Source organism: Microbispora rosea (assembly GCF_044460045.1).
Taxonomy (GTDB): Bacteria; Actinomycetota; Actinomycetes; order Streptosporangiales; family Streptosporangiaceae; genus Microbispora; species Microbispora rosea.
This window is the reverse complement of sequence record NZ_JBITJO010000006.1, coordinates 137,233-155,504: the sequence shown is the minus strand read 5'-3', so window position 1 is coordinate 155,504 and position 18,272 is coordinate 137,233. Positions and strand designations below refer to the sequence as shown.

The window sequence follows — 18,272 nt, the reverse complement described above, 5'->3', positions numbered from 1 at the left end:
CGTGCGTACGGGCGGGCGCGGGCGGATGTCAGCCGGTGGTGCAGGAGATCGGCGCCGGGACGTCACCCGCGCCGTTGCCGGTGAAGCCGAACGACGTGGACGCTCCGGCGGCCAGGCCGTCGTTGTAGCTCGCGTTCCTCGCAGTGACGGCGGCGCCCGACTGGGTCAGCGTGGCGTTCCACGAGGAGCTGATCGTCTGGCCGTTCCGGAAGGACCAGCCGACGGTCCAGCCGGAGATCGCGGTGGCGCGGGTGTTCGTCACCGTCACGTCGGCCTGGAAGCCGCCCGGCCAGGAGTTGGTCACCTTGTACGTCGCCGAGCACCCCGAGCCGCCGGCCGTGGGGGAGGCCGAGGGTGACGGGGACGGGGACGGGGACGGCGTGCGCGAGGGCGAGGCGGACGGCGAGGCGGACGGCGAGGGGGACGGCGTGGGGGACGGCGTGGGGGACGCGGTGCCGCCGCCGGACGACTTCACCACCGTGATGGAGTACGGCGGGAGCGTGATCGAGGTGGCGGACGACGCGGTGCTCGTGCCGATCGAGGTGGCGCCCTTGCGCCACTGCACGACCGAGGCCGTGCCGCCCGGGGAGAAGCCCGAGTAGGACAGCGAGACCGTCGTGGAGTTGTTCAGGTCCTTGTTGACGAGCACGACGTTGACGCCGCCGGAGGTCCTCACCGCGTGCGCGGCGAGCAGCGAGCTGGACGAGGAGGCCTTGACCAGGGTGTCACCCGGCGATCCGGCCCTGCCGACCATGGCCAGCCCGTAGTAGGGCGGGAGAGGCGTGTTCACCGGGGGCTCCCCGGAGCTGCCGGAGGACAGGATGCCGAAGTCGTTGTAATCGGTGGTTCCGTCGTCATTGGTCTTCGGGCTGCTGCTTGTGCCGTTGTGGAGGCTCCACCAGTCGACGTTCATCACCCCGTTCTCGAACCAGGTGAGGTAGCTGTCGGCGGCGCCCAGGGCCGTCGTCGCGCTGTTGAGCTGGTAGTTGAGGTTGGCCTCCGTGACCGCGATGCCGATGCTCGACGCCCTGCTCCCGGCGTACCTGCCGAGAAGGGAGCGGATCGTGCTCACCATCGGGGCGATCTGCGAGACCTTCGTCAGGCTGTCGGCCGCCGACGTGGCGCCCGGGTACCAGTGGACGATCACGAAGTCGGCCTTGTCCTGCACGATGGACATGACCGTGTTGTTCCAGTCGGCGCTGTCGCCCGAGCCCACGACGCCGTCCGGCCAGCCGCCCGGGGTGGTGAGCACGACGCCCACCTTGATCGAGGAGTCCACGACCTTCATCGCCGAGATGTACTGCAGGACGTTGTTCGCGTACGCCCTCGGGCTCTTGTCGGAGTGGTTGTCCTGCTCCCAGCCCGAGCCGTAGTGGCCGTTGCCGTAGACCTCGTTGCCGATCTCCCAGTACTTGACGCCGTAGCCCTTGGTGACGTTGGCGTAGCGCACCCAGTCGGCGGCCTCCTGGGCCGTGCCCGTGCCGTAGTTGGCGATGACGACGGGCTGCGCGCCGGCCGAGCGCACCGTGCTCACATAGGTGTCGAAGTCGGTGCCCGGGGCCACGTAGCCGCCCTCGGTGGTGTGGGTCTTCCAGTGGTAGATGTCGCCGTACGATCCGCCGGGGTAGCGGACGGCGGTGAAGCCGGCGTCCCGCAGCAGACCCGAGACGGGGGAGCTGTTCATGTTCCCGTCGTAGACGGCGACGTTGACGCCGTGCCCGGCGGCCGGGATCGTGCCGAGGCTCGTGCCGGTGTTCACCGTCACGGTGGCGGAGGTCGCGGCCGAGGCGGGCGCGCTGACGGCCGTCGCCGCCACGACGGCCGACGCGGCGGCGAGCGCCGCCGACGTCAGCAGGGCCAGGCCGGCGCGCCGCCGGCGGGTGAGCGAGCCGTGCATGGGAGCTCCTTCGAGCGGTCGCGCTGTCGCCTTTTCCGGGCGAAGGTCGAGCCGCATCCTTTGCCTCGCCATGCCGTACGGTCAACAGCTCAGGCAGCCTGCAAGCCCCTGAGCTGGGGGTGATTTCGTTTGGACGTGCAACTTTCATCGGAGGTCGCTCAGGAGGGGTGCATGAGGCAGGCCAGGGCGTGTTCGAGCGCCGCGGGCGTCGCGACGGGCGCCGGCCAGGGGACCCTCACCAGGTGGCCGGGCCCCGGCCGCAAGGTGGCGCCGTAGCGGTCCAGCTCCCACAACCACACCTCCTCCTGGGCCGGTCCCCCTGTCAGCCGCTCCGCCGCCTCGCGCAGCTGCCGCGAGTGGGACTCGTTGACGTGGCGCACCATGCGTTCGGCCAGGGGGAGCAACGGGTCGGGCGCCGAGGCGAGGTAGCTCTCGGCGTCGAGGACGCCCGACTCCTGGCCGGTCATATAGATCACGTGGCAGACGTCGACGCGCAGCAGCGCGGGACCGCCTCCTTCGACGGCCGCGAACAGGTCCTCGTCGGGGCACGCCTCCGCGATGGCGACGGCGGCCGCGCGCGTCTCCGCCGCCGGCACGGGCTGCGTCCACCCCCGCACCTTCAGCAGCGCGCGGGGCCGCTCGACCCCGCCGACCTCCCTGCTCGCCGTGAGGTCGACCGTCACCAGGGTCTCCGCGGGCGCGCCGTGCAGGGTCTCGCCGGGCTTCACCAGCAGGACCGGCCGGCCTCTGCCGTCCACGCCGCCGCGGGCGGCGGCCGTGGGCACGCCGGACCCGGCGACGGAGACGTGGGTGGGCGCCGCCAGGGCCGCGAGCGTCCGTACGCGCTCGGGAATGGGGGCTGCGGTGACCGGGTGGCGCATAGGGAGCTCCTCGCTTCAGTAGGTTAGGCTTACCTTAGTAAGGCTTACCTAACTTGGAAAGAGGCGTCATGCGTTACACGGGACCGAAGGTGCGGCTGTCGCGGCGGGCGGGCGTCCCGCTCACCCGTAAGGCGGTGAAGTACTTCGAGGCGCGGCCCTACCCGCCGGGGGAGCACGGGCGCAAGACCAGCCGGCGTAACACCGGCGACTACGGGATGCGGTTGCTGGAGAAGCAGAAGCTCCGCTGGTATTACGACGTGTCGGAGCGTCAGCTCCGCCGCTACTGGGACCTCGCCGTCCGCCGCCCCGGCCGGTCGGGGGAGGAACTGGTCGCGCTGCTGGAGACCCGGCTCGCCTCGCTCGTCCTGCGGGCCGGCCTGGCGCCGTCCATCTACGCCGCCCGGCAGTACGTGAACCACGGGCACATCACGGTCGACGGCCGCAAGGTGGACATCCCGAGCTACCAGGTCACGCCGGGCCAGCGGGTGGGCGTACGGGGCCGGTCGGCCAGGATGCAGCCGTTCGCGGCCGCCGCCGAGGGCACGTACGCGGACGAGCGGATCGCCCCCTACCTGGACGTGGACCACCGGACGCTGCGCTTCACGCTGCTGCGACGCCCCGTACGCGAGGAGATCGCGGTCCCGGTGGACGAGCAGCTCGTGGTCGAGCACTACTCCCGCTGAGGCCTCGACAGCGGAGGCGGCCGTGACGGACCCTCACGGTGTGCGGAACCCCCGGAACGTCACGCGCCTGCGGACCGCGAAGCCCAGCCGCTCGTAGAGCGCCATCGCATTGACGTTGGCCTCGGCCACGTGGAGGAACGGGCGCTCGCCGCGAGCCGTGATGCGGGTGACCAGGGCGCGCACCAGGCGGGAGGCGTGACCGCGCCCGCGGGCTTCCGGGGCGGCGCAGACGGCGCTGATCTCGGTCCACCCGGGCGGGCGGAGCCGTTCGCCCGCCATGGCGACCAAGGCGCCGTTCTCGCGGACACCCAGATAGGTGCCGAGCTCGTGGGTCCGGGGCCAGAACGGCCCCGGCCGGGTCCGCGCGGTGAGATCGAGCATCTCGGGCACGTCGCCGGCGCCCAGCTCGACGATCCGCGCGCCCGACTCGGCCTCCGCGCGACCCGGATGGGCGCCCACGGGCCAGATCATCTGGAAGCCGTCGAGAGTGAAGAGCGGCTCCCAGCCCGCGGGCGGGGTCGCCGGACAGCTGAACATGTCGGCGAATCCGCCCCGGCCGAGCAGTCGCGCGAGGTCGGCCCATTCCGCCGGGCCGGGGTCGGCGGACACCGTGGAGAAGGTCGCGACCTCCGGCAGGTAACCGGCCGCCCGGCCGAGCCGGCGGGCCAGGTGCGCGTGGTGGCCGCGAAGCGACTCCCCGACGGGGTCGTCGAGTGCGACGGCGTCGCGGTCGGCCATCGTGCCGTGCCTTCCCATCCGCGCGTGAGCGCCGCTGACCAGCCGTCGACGGGTCACGGCCGGAGGTTCCGCAGCGCAGTGTAGTCAGGCGGGATCCCGTGCTCGCCGGGGGAGGGGCGCCGCCGGGCGGGTGCCGATGATCGCGCACTCGCGGGGGTTGAACCCTACGCGGCGGGAGGTCGTAGCGTTTCGAGCGTGATCGGGGCAGACGACGCCGGACGGCGATGGTCGATCGGCGAACTGGCGCGGGCGACCGGGATGACGGTGCGCGCGCTTTACCACTACGACGAGATCGGGCTGCTGAGCGCGAGCGAGCGTACGCCCGCCGGGCACCGCCGCTACACCGAGCGGGACCTGCGGCGGCTGTACCGCGTGCGCGCCCTGCGGGCGCTCGGCCTGTCGCTGGAGGAGATCGCGGGCGTTCTCGACGGCGCGGCGGACGACCCCGAGTCGATGCGCGACCTGCTGGCAGAGCAGTTGCGCAGGCTCGACGAGCACGCCGAGCTGATCGGGGTGCTGCGTCAGCGGATCCGCGGCCTGCTTGGGCAGGCCGGCGACTCGTCCGGCCTTGATCCGGATCGGTTGATGACCACATTGGAGTTGATGTCGGTGTTCGAGACCTATTTCACCGAAGAGCAGCGTGAGCGGCTGGCCGAGCGCAGGGACGCGCTGGGCGGCGAGGGCGTCGACGCGGCCAAGGGCGCGTGGGCGGGGCTGGTCGAGGAGGGCCTGCGGCTCGTGGAGACCGGCGTGCCCGCGGAGGACGAGCGCGCCCGCGACCTCGTACGCCGCTGGGACGCCCTCGCGGGCGGGTTCCACCCCGAAGGACCGGAGGGCGAGCGGACCAGGGCGGCGGCCCGCAGGATGTGGCAGGACAACAGCGCGGAGATCGGCCGGAGCCTGCCCTGGCCGGCCGAGCGGATGGCCGCCCTGGTGACCTACCTGGAGCAGGCCCGCCAGGCCGGCTGAGCCCGTCCGCCACGGCGGGTGGGGGCCGGGGCGCGGAGGCGGCGCTGCCGGGGTGAACCTTTCACCCGTTCCGCCGCGTCTTCCGAGCGCCGGTCGAGCGGGGGAGGGCGAACGTTGACCGGCGGGAAGGACCGGCCTACCGTCCGGGTCGCCCGCCCCCGCCCCTGTCGTCAGCCGGAGGTTCCGTGTTCCGCACCGCCGCAGCGCGCCTTGTCCCCCTGGCCGTCGCCGTCCTCGCGGCGGCCACCGCGCTCCCCGCCTCGGCCGAGGTCGTCGACCCCGCTCCCATCGGCCCCCACCAGTACTTCTACGGTTTCGTCAATGGCCAGACCGGCCACACGATCATCAAGATGGCGTGCTACGGGCCGGTATTCCCGGGACAGACCGGTCATCCGTTCCCCGGGCAGACGGTGGAGGTGCGGCCCGTCGCGATCTCGTCGTCGTCGGCGAGCATCGGCTACACCGGCAGCGGCGGCACGTCGATCGCGGTGGACCTGGGCGACCCGTCGACCGTCGCGAGGGCCCTCGTGCTGCGCTACTACGGGGTCAAGGCCGAGATCCCGGCCACCGCGACACTGCCGTGCTACGGCTCCGGGAAGGTGACGTTCACGCCCGTGGCCGACAGCTGGACCGCGCGCCAGGCGACCGTCCTGGTCGACTACGTCGGCCAGCCCTGACCCGCATCGCGTCGCCGCCGTGCGGTGACCGCGGGCACCCGCGCAGGGGTGCCCGCGGTCACCGGCGTGACACGCCCGCCGGTCACTACTTCGCCGGCTTGAAGGTGGAGGCGATGGTCTCGAAGAGCTCCTTCTTCTTCTTCCAGTCCTTGTCCTGGGTCTTGTAGAGCAGCGCGTAGCCGTTGTGCTTGTCGGTGACGAAGCCGCGGTCGATCACACGTGACCGGTAACGGCTGTCGCCGAAGGTGAACTCCCAGTCGGCCGCGGTCTTCCAGTACCCCTTGACCTCTCGGATCTCGACGAGCTTGTAGCCGGGGAAGTTCCGGCTCATGCCCGGGACGTCGCGCCGCCACACCTTCAGCGCGTCCGACTCGGGACTCGTGGTGTGGTGGACCTCCAGATAGGTGTGCGAGTCCCCGCGGAAGCGGACCTCGCCGTTGCCCCTGCCGTCGACGTGCCATCCCTTCGGCAGCGCGAGGGAGAACCCGCTCGAGTGCTTGTACGTGTGCCAGTCCTCGGGGACGTCGGCGGGCTCGGAGGTCTTGGGGCTCGGGGAGGGCTCGGGAGACTCCGTCGCCTCGTCCGAGGCGGACGCGGACGGCTCGGCGGAGGACGGCGCGTCCGAGGGGGGCGCCGAGGCGGAGGGCTCGTCGCCGCCCTTGCCCGTCGCGGCCGTGGCCGCGTCCGACCCGGCGGCGGGGTCGCTCCCCGAGTCGCCCTCACCCGCCCGCAGGCCGAGGTAGCCCGCCACGCCCGCGATGATCAGCAGCGCGGGGATGAGGATCAACGCGACCTTCAGCAGGCTGTTCGACGACCGCGGCGAGACCGGGCTGGTCAGCGATCCGTGCCACTCCGCCCCGCTCTGCGGAGGCATCGTCGCGGACGCCTGCCGCAGCCCGGCGATCGGGCTCCCGGGGCCGGCGAGCCCGGCCGCGCCCGAGGCGTCCTGCGTCCGGTCCGCCGTGGCCGCGCGCCGCTCGTCGCCCGCGCCCGGCGTGGGCCCGCCGCTCGCGAGGGGCCGGGACGCGCCGGCGCGGTCGCCCGTCCGGTCCGTACGGCTGTCGCCCCCGGAGCCGCCGGAACCCACGGAGTCCCCGGAGCCGGTGGAGCCGAGGGAACCGGAGGAGGCGGACGACGCCGAACCCGCCGCGCCCTTCGAAGCGATGCTCTGCGAAGCGGTGCCCTTCGACGCGGCGCTCCCGCCCCCGCCCTTCTGCGTCCCACCCGCCCCGGAGGGGGTGGAGGACTGCGCTGCCGAGGATTGCGCTGTCGAGGACTGCGCCGTCGAAGACTGGGCCGCCGGAGACTGCGGGGGACTGGCGGGGTGCTCGCCTGAGGAGGCGCCGGAGTTCTTCGTCTTCCCGGCGGCGGGTGAGCCCTCCGGCGCCTTACGGTCCTCCCTGCCCGAGGCCGCGGAGGGCCCGGAGGCGATGGCGGCGGGGGCGATCCTGGTGGTGCCGTCGCCCGCGTCCGCGGCCGGGCCGTCCTCCTTCCCGGGCCCATCCTCGGCGGGAGCGCCGGTCGAGGGCTTCGTACGGGCGGGCGGGGCGGCCTGCGCGCCGGTCTCCGGCATGGTCGCCGGCGCCCTCCCCGCCTGCTCCCCAGCCGGGCCGTCCCCCTGCTCGGGGGCCACTTCGTCGCGTATGACCGGAAGGGGGGAGGTGATCTCGCCCGGGCCCGCGGCCTCGCTCGCGGCCCCGGCCCCGGCGCGCCCGGCCGCCGCTCTCTCGCCTGCGGCGGGTGCGCGGCCCGCCCCCGCCGCCTCGTCGCGCTCGGCGGGACGCTCGTCCGGCCGAGCGGATGACGCGGGCGGGTACGGCGCCGCGCCCCGGGACGCCTTGCCCTGCCGGGAGGCGGGCGTTTCCGGCTTCGCGGCCTGCGAGGAGGCGTCCTCTGCGGGCGGGGCGGCGGGCCGGGGCGGCGGCGGGGCCAGGTCCCGCGACGCCCGCTTGAGCAGCCGGGTGAGCTCGTCGTAGCCGGGACGGTCCGCCGGCTCCTTGGCGAGCATCCTGTGGAGAACGGAGCCCAGCGCGCCCGCGTGCCGCGGCGGGGCCGGATCGTCGTTCAGCACGGCGTGCATGGTGGCCATCGCCATGCCCCGGTCGTGCGGGGGCTTGCCCTCCACCGCCGTGTACAGCGTGGCGCCGAGCGACCACAGGTCCGATTCACGCTGCGCGGCCTCGCCGCGGAGCCGTTCGGGAGCGATGAAGGCGGGGGTGCCGACGAGGCCGGTGCGGGTCATGGTGGAGTCGGCTTCGAGCCTGGCGATGCCGAAGTCGGTCAGGACCACCCGGCCGTCATCGGTGAGCAGCACGTTCTCGGGCTTGACGTCGCGGTGCAGCACGCCCTGGCGGTGGGCGGCGCGCAGCGCGTCCAGGATCTGCAGGCCGATCTCGACGGTGCGCTCGGGCGACAGCGGGCCGTCCTCCCTGATCACCTGCCCCAGCGAGCGGGACGCCACCAACTGCATGATGATCCAGGGGCGGTCGTCCTCTTCGATCACGTCATGGACGACCACCACGTTCGGGTGGGTGAGGCGGCCCGCGGCCCGGGCCTCGCGCATGGTCCGGCGATTGAGGTCGCTGAGCTCGTCGCCCATCGCACTGTCGTAGCGGACCTCCTTGACCGCGACCGCGCGGTCCAGCAACTGGTCGTGGGCGCGCCAGACGACGCCCATGCCACCCCGGCCGATCGGCTCCATCAACTGGTACCGGCCTCCGACGAGCCGGCCTTCCGCACGCGACACTCGAACCCCTTCCTGGACCAATGAATCGTCCCACGGATGGCAAAGGGATCAACCGCGTCCATGACTGGCGATCCCGAAATTCGAGACAGATCGGTTCGAGTCGTGGGCCCGCCGCTGCTAAGGTCCTTGTTATGGGTAGGTACAGCTTGTTTACGAGGCCGGCTCCGGAGGGCCGGTCGCGTGACGTGAGCTAGCGACCATCCGGAGCCGGCTTGAGGCAGGGACGCCAGCGTCTCTGCCTTTTTCGTTTTCGGACGTTCGTCTCTCAGCCAGTCCCGATCTCAGCGAGCCCCCATGGCGGACGGCCGGTTCCGCGGGGGCGGCACACGGAGGAGCCCACATGTCGAAGGCGGCCCAACTCGACCGCGATGCCGTACGGATCGGCGATCTCGTGATCGGCGACGGGCTCCCCGTTGTGGTCATCGGGGGCCGGGACGCCCGCTGGCTGCGCCTGCGCGGCGACGGCGGCACGCCCGGGGACGGAGCGGAGACCCTGCGGGACATGCCGGGGGACTCCACGGAGGATGGTTCTTCCGGGGACGGCTCTCCGTGGAATGGTGCGGCCGCCGGGGCCGGGGCGCGCCCGGCGGGCCCGCTGCTGGTGGAGCCCGCCACGGCCGCCGACCTGCCCGCCGTGGCCCGGCACGCCGACGGAGTGATGATCGGGGCGGCCTGGGCGGCCGACCCCGATCTCGTCCGGGCCGCGGCCCGGCTCGGGCTCCCCGTCGTCATCCAGCGGGGAATCGACCGGCACGGGCGCGTGGCGACGCTGGAGGAGTGGCTGGCCGCGGTGGACGACTGCGCCGCCGAGGGCAACGAGGCGGTCGTGCTCTGCGAGAGCGGCGGCCGCGGCGAACCGGAGGACGCCGCGCCCGATCTCGGGCTCCTGCGCGCCGCGCGGGAGCGCGCCGACCGCCCCGTCCTCGCCGGGCTGGGCGGCGACGGCGGGCTGGCGGACGCGGCGGTGGCGGCGGGGGCGGACGGCCTGCTGGTCGGCCCGGGCGCGCCCGCGAGGACCCTCGCGGCGGCGCACGAGGCGGCGACCGTCATGGCGGCGCTCGTGCGGCCCGACGACCCCGAGACCCTCGACGCGGCCCGGGCCGCCATCGACCGGGTGGACGCGGCCCTCGCCACGCTGATCGAACGCCGGGCCGCGCTGGCCGGGCGCATCCAGCGGCTCAAGCCCGTCGGCGGCTTCCGAGGGCGGGACATGGAGCGCGAGCGCCGCCTCGTCGAGGCCATGGCCCGCCGCGCCCCCGGCCTCGGCGCGAGGCTGCTCGCCCCCATCATGAACGCCGTGATCGAGGCCGGGTTGCGCCTGTCGGAGGAGGCGCGGGACGGCGAGGACCGGAGATAAACTCTGTTTCACCTGAGTCCCACTGGCTCGCGATCACGGCGTAGGCTCTGGTCCGCGGTCCGGTGACGATGGGGGTCTCATGGGTGATTCGTTTGTTCATCTGCACGTCCACACCGAGTATTCGATGCTCGACGGAGCGGCGCGGCTGAAGCAGATGTTCAAACTCGTGGGCGAGCTGGAGATGCCCGCGATCGCGATCACCGACCACGGCAACATGCACGGCGCCTACGACTTCTACAAGCAGGCGACCGGCGCCGGGGTGAAGCCCATCCTCGGCATCGAGGCGTATGTCGCGCCCGAGTCGCGCATGCACAAGAAGCCGGTGCTGTGGGGCGAGCCGCACCAGAAGAGCGACGACGTCTCGGCGGGTGGCTACTACACCCACATGACCATCTGGGCGCGGAACAAGACCGGCCTGCAGAACCTGATGAAGCTCAGCTCGCGCGCCTACACCGAGGGCTTCGTCCGCAAGTGGGCCCGGATGGACGCCGACATCCTCGCCGAGCACGCCGAGGGCCTGATGGCCACCACCGGCTGCCCGTCCGGGGAGGTGCAGACCCGGCTGCGGCTCGGCCAGTACGACGGGGCGCTCAAGGCGGCCGCGAAGTTCCAGGACATCTTCGGGAAGGACAACTACTTCCTGGAGATCATGGACCACGGGCTCGACATCGAGCGCCGGGTCCGCGACGGCCTGATCCGGATCAGCCGCGAGCTGGACATTCCCCCGGTGGTCACCAACGACTCCCACTACACGTACGAGTCGGACGCCGCCGGTCACGACGCGCTCCTGTGCATCCAGACGGGCAAGCAGCTCAGCGACCCCGACCGGTTCCGGTTCGACGGCAGCGGCTACTACGTCAAGTCCGCCGACGAGATGCGGGCGGTCGACTCCTCCGACATCTGGCAGGAGGGCTGCCGCAACACGCTGCTGGTGGCCGAGAAGGTCGAGCCCGAGGGCTTCTTCCCCTACCACAACCTGATGCCGACCTACCCGATCCCCGAGGGGCTGACGGAGGAGGAGTACTTCCGGCAGCAGGTCTGGGAGGGCATGAAGCGGCGTTTCCCCGGCGGGGTGGACGAGGAGCACCGCGTCTGGGTCGAGAACGAGATCGGCGTCATCCTCCAGATGGGCTTCCCGAGCTACTTCCTCGTGGTCGCCGACTTCATCATGTGGGCGAAGAACAACGGCATCCGGGTCGGTCCCGGCCGTGGTTCGGCCGCCGGCTCGCTGGTCGCGTACTCGCTGGGCATCACCGACCTCGACCCGATCCCGCACGGCCTGATCTTCGAGCGGTTCCTCAACCCCGAGCGCGTCTCGATGCCCGACATCGACATCGACTTCGACGAGCGCCGGCGCGCCGACGTGATCCGCTACGTGACCGAGAAGTGGGGCGCCGACAAGGTCGCCATGATCGCCACGTTCGGCACCATCAAGGCGAAGGCGGCCGTGAAGGACGCCGGCCGCGTCCTCGGCTACCCGTACGCGCTGGGCGACCGCATCTCCAAGGCGTTCCCCCCGGCGGTGATGGGCAAGGACATCCCGCTCTCAGGCATCTTCGACTCCGACCACCCGCGCTACAACGAGGCGGGCGAGCTGCGCAAGCTGTACGACGAGGACGTCGACGTCAAGGCGACGATCGACCTCGGGCGCGGCCTGGAGGGCCTGATCCGGCAGACCGGCGTGCACGCCGCGGGCGTCATCATGTCGGCCGAGCCGCTGACCGACCACATCCCGATCATGCGCCGCGACTCGGACGGCGCGATCATCACGCAGTTCGACTACCCGACCTGCGAGACGCTCGGCCTGCTGAAGATGGACTTCCTGGGCCTGCGCAACCTCACGATCATCGACGACTGCCTGAAGATGATCGAAGGCAACACCGGGAACAAGATCGAGCTGCTGGAGCTCCCGCTCGACGACAGCAGGACGTACGAGCTGCTGGCCAAGGGCGACACGCTCGGCATCTTCCAGCTGGACGGCGGCGGCATGCGCACGCTGCTGCGGCTGATGAAGCCCGACAACTTCGAGGACATCTCCGCGGCCCTCGCGCTCTACCGGCCCGGCCCGATGGGGGCCAACTCGCACACCAACTACGCCCTGCGCAAGAACGGCCAGCAGGAGATCATCCCGATCCACCCCGAGCTGGAGGAGCCGCTCAAGGACATCCTCAACACGACCTACGGCCTGATCGTCTATCAGGAGCAGGTCATGGCCATCGCCCAGAAGGTGGCCAACTACACGCTCGGCGGCGCCGACCTGCTCCGCCGCGCGATGGGCAAGAAGAAGAAGTCCGAGCTGGACAAGCAGTTCGAGTTCTTCGAGAAGGGCATGAAGGAGAACGGGTTCTCCGCCGCGGCCATCAAGGCCCTGTGGGACATCCTTCTCCCGTTCTCCGACTACGCCTTCAACAAGGCCCACACCGCCGGATACGGCCTGGTGTCGTACTGGACCGCCTATCTCAAGGCCAACTACCCGGCCGAGTACATGGCGGCGCTGCTCACCAGCGTCAAGGACGACAAGGACAAGTCGGCGCTCTACCTCAACGAGTGCCGCCGCATGGGCATCAAGGTGCTCCCGCCGGACGTCAACGACTCCGACTTCGACTTCACCCCGCGTGGCACCGACATCCGGTTCGGCCTGTCGGCCATCCGCAACGTCGGCGCGAACGTCGTGGACGGCATCATCGCGGCGCGCAAGGAGAAGGGCAGGTTCACCGACTTCAAGGACTTCCTGCGCAAGGTCCCCGCGATCGTCTGCAACAAGCGCGTCATCGAGTCGCTGATCAAGTCGGGCGCGTTCGACTCGTACGGGCATGTGCGCAAGGGCCTGCTGATGGTGCACGAGCAGGCCGTCGACGCGATCATCGACATCAAGAAGAACGAGGCGATCGGCCAGGACTCGCTGTTCGGCGCGATCGACGGCGCCGAGGACCAGACCTTCGACGTGCAGATCCCGCCGGGGGAGTGGGACAAGACGACGCTGCTGCAGTTCGAGCGGGAGATGCTCGGCCTGTACGTCTCCGACCACCCGCTGTTCGGCGTCGAGCACATCCTGTCGTCGGGCGCCGACTGCTCGATCGCCGCGCTGCAGGACGACAGCCGCCCCGACGGGCAGGTCGTCACGGTCGGCGGCATCCTGTCGGGCCTGCAGCGGAAGGTGACCAAGAAGGGCGACACCTGGGTCCTCACCATGCTGGAGGACCTGGAGGGCTCGATCGAGGTCATGATCTTCCCGTCCGCCTACCAGCTCTGCGCGACCGTGCTCGCCGAGGACGCGATCGTCTTCGTCAAGGGCAGGATCGACAAGCGGGAGGACGTCGCGAAGATCATCGCGATGGAGGTGACCGCGCCGGACCTGACGGCCGAGTCGGGCGGGCCGCTGGTGGTGAGCATGCCGATCAACCGCTGCACGCCGCCTGTCGTCGGCCGGCTCAAGGAGGTGCTGACCACCCACCCCGGGACGACGGAGGTCCACCTCCAGGTGCACAACGGGCCGCGTACGACGGTCATGCGGCTGGACGACCGGCTCCGCGTGAGCCCGTCGCCCGCCCTGATGGGCGACCTCAAGCAGCTGCTCGGGCCGGCCTGTCTGGCCGGTTGACCGGGCGCCCGGTCAACCGGACGGCGACGTGACGAGGCGGGCCGCCGCGCGATCCGCCTCGTCGTACGGCGACCGGGCCGGCCTCGGCGACAATCCCGGAGGCTGATCCCCGCCGGCTCGCGGCACAGCCGACGTCGCGCCCGGGGGTGAGCACGTCATGGCTGGTGGCGACCTCCTGGTGCCCCTCCGACAGCCGGGACAGCTTCAACCACAACGAGACTGCACCGGGCTCGAAGTCGCGTTGTCCGTGGCGTCGTTCGCGGCGTTTTCCGCGGCGTCGTTCATTTCGCCCCGCGAGCAGGTCCGCGCGTGTTCCCGAATTCGCCCCCACCACATCCCCGCGCAGGTGCGATCGTGACACGCGCGGCCCTCACCGGTGGGGCCGGTCGGGCCGCCCGCCGTGCGAGGCGCGCCGGCTCTTTCCGGCCGCGGCGCCGGGCCGGTGGCCGGACCCGGAGGGCCGGGTGGATCGAGCAGCCGAGGTGGAGCGCCCCTGCCGGTGTCCGCTCCCCGCCGCACCGGCATGGGACCTGCGGGGCGGAACCGCCGCGCCGTGTCGTGTCGCGCCGTGTCGTGCCGTGCTGTGTTGTGCCGCGCTGTGCTGTGTCGTCTCCCGGCGTACCGCGGCACGTCGGGCCTTGGCTCCCGCCGTGGCATGTCCGGCCGTGGCACGTCCGGCTGTGACGCGTCCGGGTGCGGCGCGCTGGGTCTTGGCGGCCCGGATGGCGGGCCGTGCCGCTGGAGGCGCGGCGCGAGGTGGGGCCAGGCTCGCCCAGCCCGTCCTGCTCGCCGGCGCGCTGCCGGCGCCCCTGCGGAGCGGCGCACGGGGTGAGGAGCCACGGGCCGCCGTGTGGGCTCCGGTGGAGACCGGCGTGCCACGGGTGGATCGGGCCGTGGTGGAGCGCGCGGTGGTGGAGCGGGCCGTGGTGGAGCGCACGGTGGTGGAGCGGTTCAGAGGGGCGGCGGCGGGGGCGGCCCGGGGGGCGGGGGGAGTGGTCCTGCCGCCTCCGGCCAAGGGACTGGTCCTGGCGCTGCCGGAAGCCGCCTCACCGCCGTTCGCCGCGCCGTCCGTCGCGTCCTGCGCGGAGGCCGAGGCGCTGTCGCCGTCGTCGTGCTTGTCGCGCTCGGCCTCTCGCTTCTTCTTCTCCTTCTTGCGCTGCTTCTCCAGCGCCTCCTTGAGCCCGGGCGTGAAGCCTCCGCCGAACCGGGCCATGTCGGGCGGGACGAAGCCGTACGCCGGGGTGTCCCGCAGGGCCGCGCGCATCGAGTCCACCCAGATCGGGCCGGGCAGCGAGGCGCCCTGCACCGCCCCGTAGTAACGGCCGCCGATGGTGACGCCGGTGAGCGGATAGCGGTAGGAGCCGCGGATGTCGCCCACGCTGACGGCGGCGGCGAGGGCGGGCGTGTATCCGGCGAACCAGGCCGAGGTGTAGCCGTTGTTCGTGCCGGTCTTGCCCGCGACGGGCCGGTCGATGGACTGGCCGCGCATCGTGCCCTTGGTGAAGACTCCCGTGAGCACATGGCTCACCGCGTCGGCGACCGCGGGTTCGAGCGCGGTCACGCAGGCGGGCGGTGTCTCGGTGCGGGTGCCGTCGCGCTCCACGACGGCGGTGACGGCCATCGGCCGGCAGTAGCGTCCCCGGGCGGCGAACGCCGCGTACGCCGCAGCCACGGTCGTCGGGTCCATCTCGTTGGCGCCCAGCGTGAACGTCGGCACCTCGTGGAGCGGCGTGCCGTCCGCGCGCTTGATGCCGAGCGACTTGGCCGTCTGCACGACGTCGCACAGGCCCACCTCGCGCTCCAGCCGCATGTAGAAGATGTTCACCGACTGCCAGGTGCCCATCTCCAGGCTCAACGGCCCGCCGCCGCCCTCGCCGCCCGCGTTGTGGATGACCGTGTTCGGGTCGTTGACGGCCTTGCCCGAGCAGTCGCGATAGCCGTACGACGGGACGTACGCGCCGGGGATTGAGAAGCCGTCGCCGAACCGCATCCCCTGCTTGAGCGCGGTGGCCAGCGTGAACACCTTGAAGGTGGACCCCGCCTGCAGGCCGAGCCCGCCGCCGTGCGCGGTGTCGGCCGCCAGGTTGTAGGTGGTGCTGGGCCCGAGGTCGCGGTCGTGCGGGTTGCGCCCGTAGTGCTTGCTCACGGCCATCGCGCGGATGTGCCCGGTGCCCGGCTCGATCATCGTCTCCGACGCCACCTGGTTGTCGCGGGGCCTGACCCGCGCGGCGATGGCACGCTCCGCGGCCCGCTGGGCGACCGGGTCGATGGTCGTCCAGATGGTCAGCCCGCCGCGCTGCAGGCGCCGCTCCCGGTCGGCCCTGCTGTAGCCGAAGGCGGGGTTGGTGAGCACCTCGCGCTCCACGTACACGCAGAAGAAGGGGTGCGCGCTGCCCGCGCAGCCGCCGGGCTCGGGACTCAGGTGCAACTCAAGCGGCTCGGCCGTGGCGGTGCGCGCCGCGTCCTTGCCGATCATCCCGAGCTCCGCCATCCGGCCCAGGACCAGGTCGCGCCGGGTGCGCAGCCGGTCACGGTGCTCGTCGCCCAGCGAGGGATCGGTGTCGTACGGCGTTCGCACGGCACCGGCGAGCGTCGCGGCCTGCGTGAGCGTGAGGCTGGCGGCGTCGACGCCGAAGAACCGCTTGGCCGCCGCCTGGACGCCGAACGCCCCGGCGCCGAAGTAGGCGATGTTGAGGTAGCGCTCGAGGATCTGGTCCTTGGTGTATTTACGCTCCAGCGCCAGCGCGTACCGCAGCTCGTCCAGTTTGCGGCGGAACGAGCGGACGAGCGCCTGCGCGCGCTCCTGCTCCGACTCGGCCTGGGTCAGCATGATGTTCTTGACGAGTTGCTGGCTGATGGACGAGCCGCCCTGCCGGATCCCGCCGGCCCGGGTGTTGGTGACGAAGGCACGCAGCGTGCCCTTGAGGTCCAGGCCGCCGTGCTCGTAGAACCGGGCGTCCTCGATGGCCACGATGGCCTGGCGCATGACGGGGGCGACCGCGCTCAGCGGCACCGACTGCCGGTTCTGGTAGTAGAACTGGGCGATCTGGTGCCCGTTGCGGTCGAGCAGCCGTGTCACCTCGGGCAGCGGCTCCTCACGCAGGGGCGTGGGCAGGTAGGTGAGGGTGGACGCGGCGCTCCTGGCCGCCAGGCCGGCTCCGCCCACGAAGGGCATCACCAGCCCGGCGACCAGGGTGCCCCCGGCCGCGCCGCACATGCCCAGGGCGAGGACGGCGCGCCCGAGATTGACGTGGCCGAGAAGACGAGAGGTCACGGGATATCAGTGCGACCTCTGGCGTTTCTCCAAACCCAGCAGCCGCAAAGCTTTACGTAAGCCTGTTGATCTTCAATCCGAGGGAGGTGAACTGTTCGAACGGCCTGTGGTAACCGCGTTCGATGTGGTTGACGCCGCGCAGGGTCGAGGTGCCCTCGGCCACGGCGGCGGCCAGCACGGCGGAGAACCCGGCGCGGATGTCGGGGAGCGTGACGTCGGCCCCGCGCAGGTTGGAGATTCCGCGCACGACCGCCGAGTGCTTGGCGTTGGTGTCGTGGTAGCGGCACGCCGGTCCGCCCAGGCACTGGGCGAACACCTCGATCTCGCACCCCATCTTCTGCAGCGCGGGAACGTACACGAGCCGGTTCTCGAACACCGTCTCGTGCAGCACCGACATGCCCTCGGCGCGGGTGAACAGCACCATCAGCGGCGTCTGCCAGTCCGTCATGAAACCGGGGTGGGTGTCGGTCTGCACCGCCGCGGCGCGCAGGCCGTCCGGGGCGGAGGCGCACAACCACTCGTCGGTTATCTCGAACCGCGCGCCCATCCTCGCCAGCGTGGTGATGGCGGTGACGAGCCGGTCCTGGTGGCAGCCGTGCACGCGCACCTCGCCGCCCGTGACCAGGCCCGCCACGAGGTAGGAGAACGCCTCGATGCGGTCGCCGGCCAGCCAGGTGGAGGCGCCGTGCAGCCGTTCGACGCCCTCGATGACGATGCGCCGGTCGGGGCTCAGCTCGATCATCGCGCCCATGCGCTGGAGGAACAGCGCCAGCTCCACCACCTCGGGCTCCATCGCCGCGCCCTTGATGACGGTCTTGCCCTCCGCCAGCACCGCCGTCATGAGGATCGTCTCGGTGGCGCCCACGCTGGGGTAGGGGAGCGTGATGCGGCTGCCGCGCAGCCGGGCCGCCTTGGCGGTGATGCCGTTGTCGCCGACCTCGATCTCCGCGCCCATCGACCGCAGCGCCTCGACGTGGAAGTTGACCGGCCTCCTGCCGATCGGGTCGCCGCCGACGAGGGGGACGAACGCCTCGCCCGCCAGGTGCAGCAGCGGGCCGAGCATCAGGATCGGGATGCGGTTGAGCCCGGTGTACTCCTCCGGCACCCGCGGCCGTATCTCGGTGCCCCGCTCGATGGTGATCTCACCCGGGGTGATCTCCACGTGGATGCCGAGGGCTTCGAGCATGGCGGCGGTGAGCCCCACCTCGCCGACCTCGGGGGCGTTGTGCAGCGTGCTCGGACCCGTGCCGAGCATCGCGGCCACCATGTGTTTGGAGACCGCGTTCTTCGATCCCCGGACCTCCACGTCCCCCCGCAGGGGGCCGGACGGGTCGATCTGCCATACCTCTTCGCTCACTCGGCCTCCTTGGCCCACACCGATGCCGTGTGTCCCCTGCACCCGGCTCAAGCAAGAGTAACGGGACCGGACCCGATCACCACGTGGGTACT

Annotated in this window: 11 protein-coding genes; 5 read left to right on the top strand and 6 right to left on the bottom strand. The window is 71.8% G+C overall.

Annotation, left to right across the window (positions count from 1 at the left end; genetic code table 11):
- Nucleotides 1–28 precede the first annotated feature (28 nt).
- Entirely contained in the window at nucleotides 29–1,897 is a 1,869-nt protein-coding gene (locus ACIBK1_RS40620) for a cellulose binding domain-containing protein (protein WP_449566890.1), read from the bottom strand.
- 158 nt (nucleotides 1,898–2,055) lie between these two features.
- Nucleotides 2,056–2,778, bottom strand: coding sequence for a DUF2470 domain-containing protein (locus ACIBK1_RS25550; RefSeq protein ID WP_030509075.1), 723 nt, complete (start codon nucleotides 2,776–2,778; stop codon nucleotides 2,056–2,058).
- Between the two features lie 68 nt (nucleotides 2,779–2,846).
- Between ACIBK1_RS25550 and rpsD the strand changes: the two genes are divergently transcribed.
- Entirely contained in the window at nucleotides 2,847–3,461 is a 615-nt protein-coding gene (gene rpsD / locus ACIBK1_RS25545; RefSeq protein WP_030509076.1) for a 30S ribosomal protein S4, read from the top strand.
- Between the two features lie 33 nt (nucleotides 3,462–3,494).
- Here rpsD and ACIBK1_RS25540 read toward each other — a convergent pair whose 3' ends face one another.
- Entirely contained in the window at nucleotides 3,495–4,256 is a 762-nt protein-coding gene (locus ACIBK1_RS25540) for a GNAT family N-acetyltransferase (RefSeq protein ID WP_231513951.1), read from the bottom strand.
- Nucleotides 4,257–4,394: 138 nt separating this feature from the next.
- On the opposite strand from ACIBK1_RS25540, the gene ACIBK1_RS25535 reads away from it, so the two are divergent.
- Both ACIBK1_RS25535 and ACIBK1_RS25530 read left to right on the top strand, forming a co-directional pair.
- The gene (locus tag ACIBK1_RS25535) at nucleotides 4,395–5,168 is read left to right on the top strand and encodes a MerR family transcriptional regulator (protein ID WP_030509078.1); all 774 of its coding nucleotides are present in this window, start codon (nucleotides 4,395–4,397) and stop codon (nucleotides 5,166–5,168) included.
- Between the two features lie 185 nt (nucleotides 5,169–5,353).
- Nucleotides 5,354–5,845 carry a hypothetical protein gene (locus ACIBK1_RS25530; RefSeq protein WP_030509079.1) on the top strand — a complete coding sequence of 164 codons (492 nt, stop codon included), beginning with the start codon at nucleotides 5,354–5,356 and terminating at the stop codon, nucleotides 5,843–5,845.
- A gap of 85 nt (nucleotides 5,846–5,930) precedes the next feature.
- Here the strand turns inward: ACIBK1_RS25530 and ACIBK1_RS25525 are convergent, their stop codons facing one another.
- Nucleotides 5,931–8,591, bottom strand: coding sequence for a serine/threonine-protein kinase (locus ACIBK1_RS25525; protein ID WP_396738183.1), 2,661 nt, complete (start codon nucleotides 8,589–8,591; stop codon nucleotides 5,931–5,933).
- A 340-nt stretch (nucleotides 8,592–8,931) separates the two neighbouring features.
- Here ACIBK1_RS25525 and ACIBK1_RS25520 point away from each other — a divergent pair, with 340 nt between their 5' ends.
- Entirely contained in the window at nucleotides 8,932–9,948 is a 1,017-nt protein-coding gene (locus ACIBK1_RS25520) for a chorismate mutase (RefSeq protein ID WP_396738180.1), read from the top strand.
- Nucleotides 9,949–10,027: 79 nt separating this feature from the next.
- Nucleotides 10,028–13,549, top strand: a complete 3,522-nt coding sequence (gene dnaE / locus ACIBK1_RS25515) for a DNA polymerase III subunit alpha (RefSeq protein ID WP_030509082.1) — start codon at nucleotides 10,028–10,030, stop codon at nucleotides 13,547–13,549.
- Between the two features lie 370 nt (nucleotides 13,550–13,919).
- Here the strand turns inward: dnaE and ACIBK1_RS25510 are convergent, their stop codons facing one another.
- Nucleotides 13,920–16,823, bottom strand: a complete 2,904-nt coding sequence (locus ACIBK1_RS25510) for a transglycosylase domain-containing protein (protein WP_396738177.1) — start codon at nucleotides 16,821–16,823, stop codon at nucleotides 13,920–13,922.
- 52 nt (nucleotides 16,824–16,875) lie between these two features.
- Complete coding sequence (gene murA, locus ACIBK1_RS25505) at nucleotides 16,876–18,180, bottom strand: UDP-N-acetylglucosamine 1-carboxyvinyltransferase (protein ID WP_030509929.1); 1,305 nt, start codon at nucleotides 18,178–18,180, stop codon at nucleotides 16,876–16,878.
- Between the last annotated feature and the right edge of the window lie 92 nt (nucleotides 18,181–18,272).

Coding starts and splice junctions, on each gene's coding strand:
- ACIBK1_RS40620 (WP_449566890.1), bottom strand. CDS start 1,897: ATGCACGGCTCGCTCACCCGCCGGCGGCGCGCCGGCCTGGCCCTGCTG.
- ACIBK1_RS25520 (WP_396738180.1), top strand. CDS start 8,932: ATGTCGAAGGCGGCCCAACTCGACCGCGATGCCGTACGGATCGGCGAT.
- dnaE (WP_030509082.1), top strand. CDS start 10,028: ATGGGTGATTCGTTTGTTCATCTGCACGTCCACACCGAGTATTCGATG.
- rpsD (WP_030509076.1), top strand. CDS start 2,847: ATGCGTTACACGGGACCGAAGGTGCGGCTGTCGCGGCGGGCGGGCGTC.
- ACIBK1_RS25550 (WP_030509075.1), bottom strand. CDS start 2,778: ATGCGCCACCCGGTCACCGCAGCCCCCATTCCCGAGCGCGTACGGACG.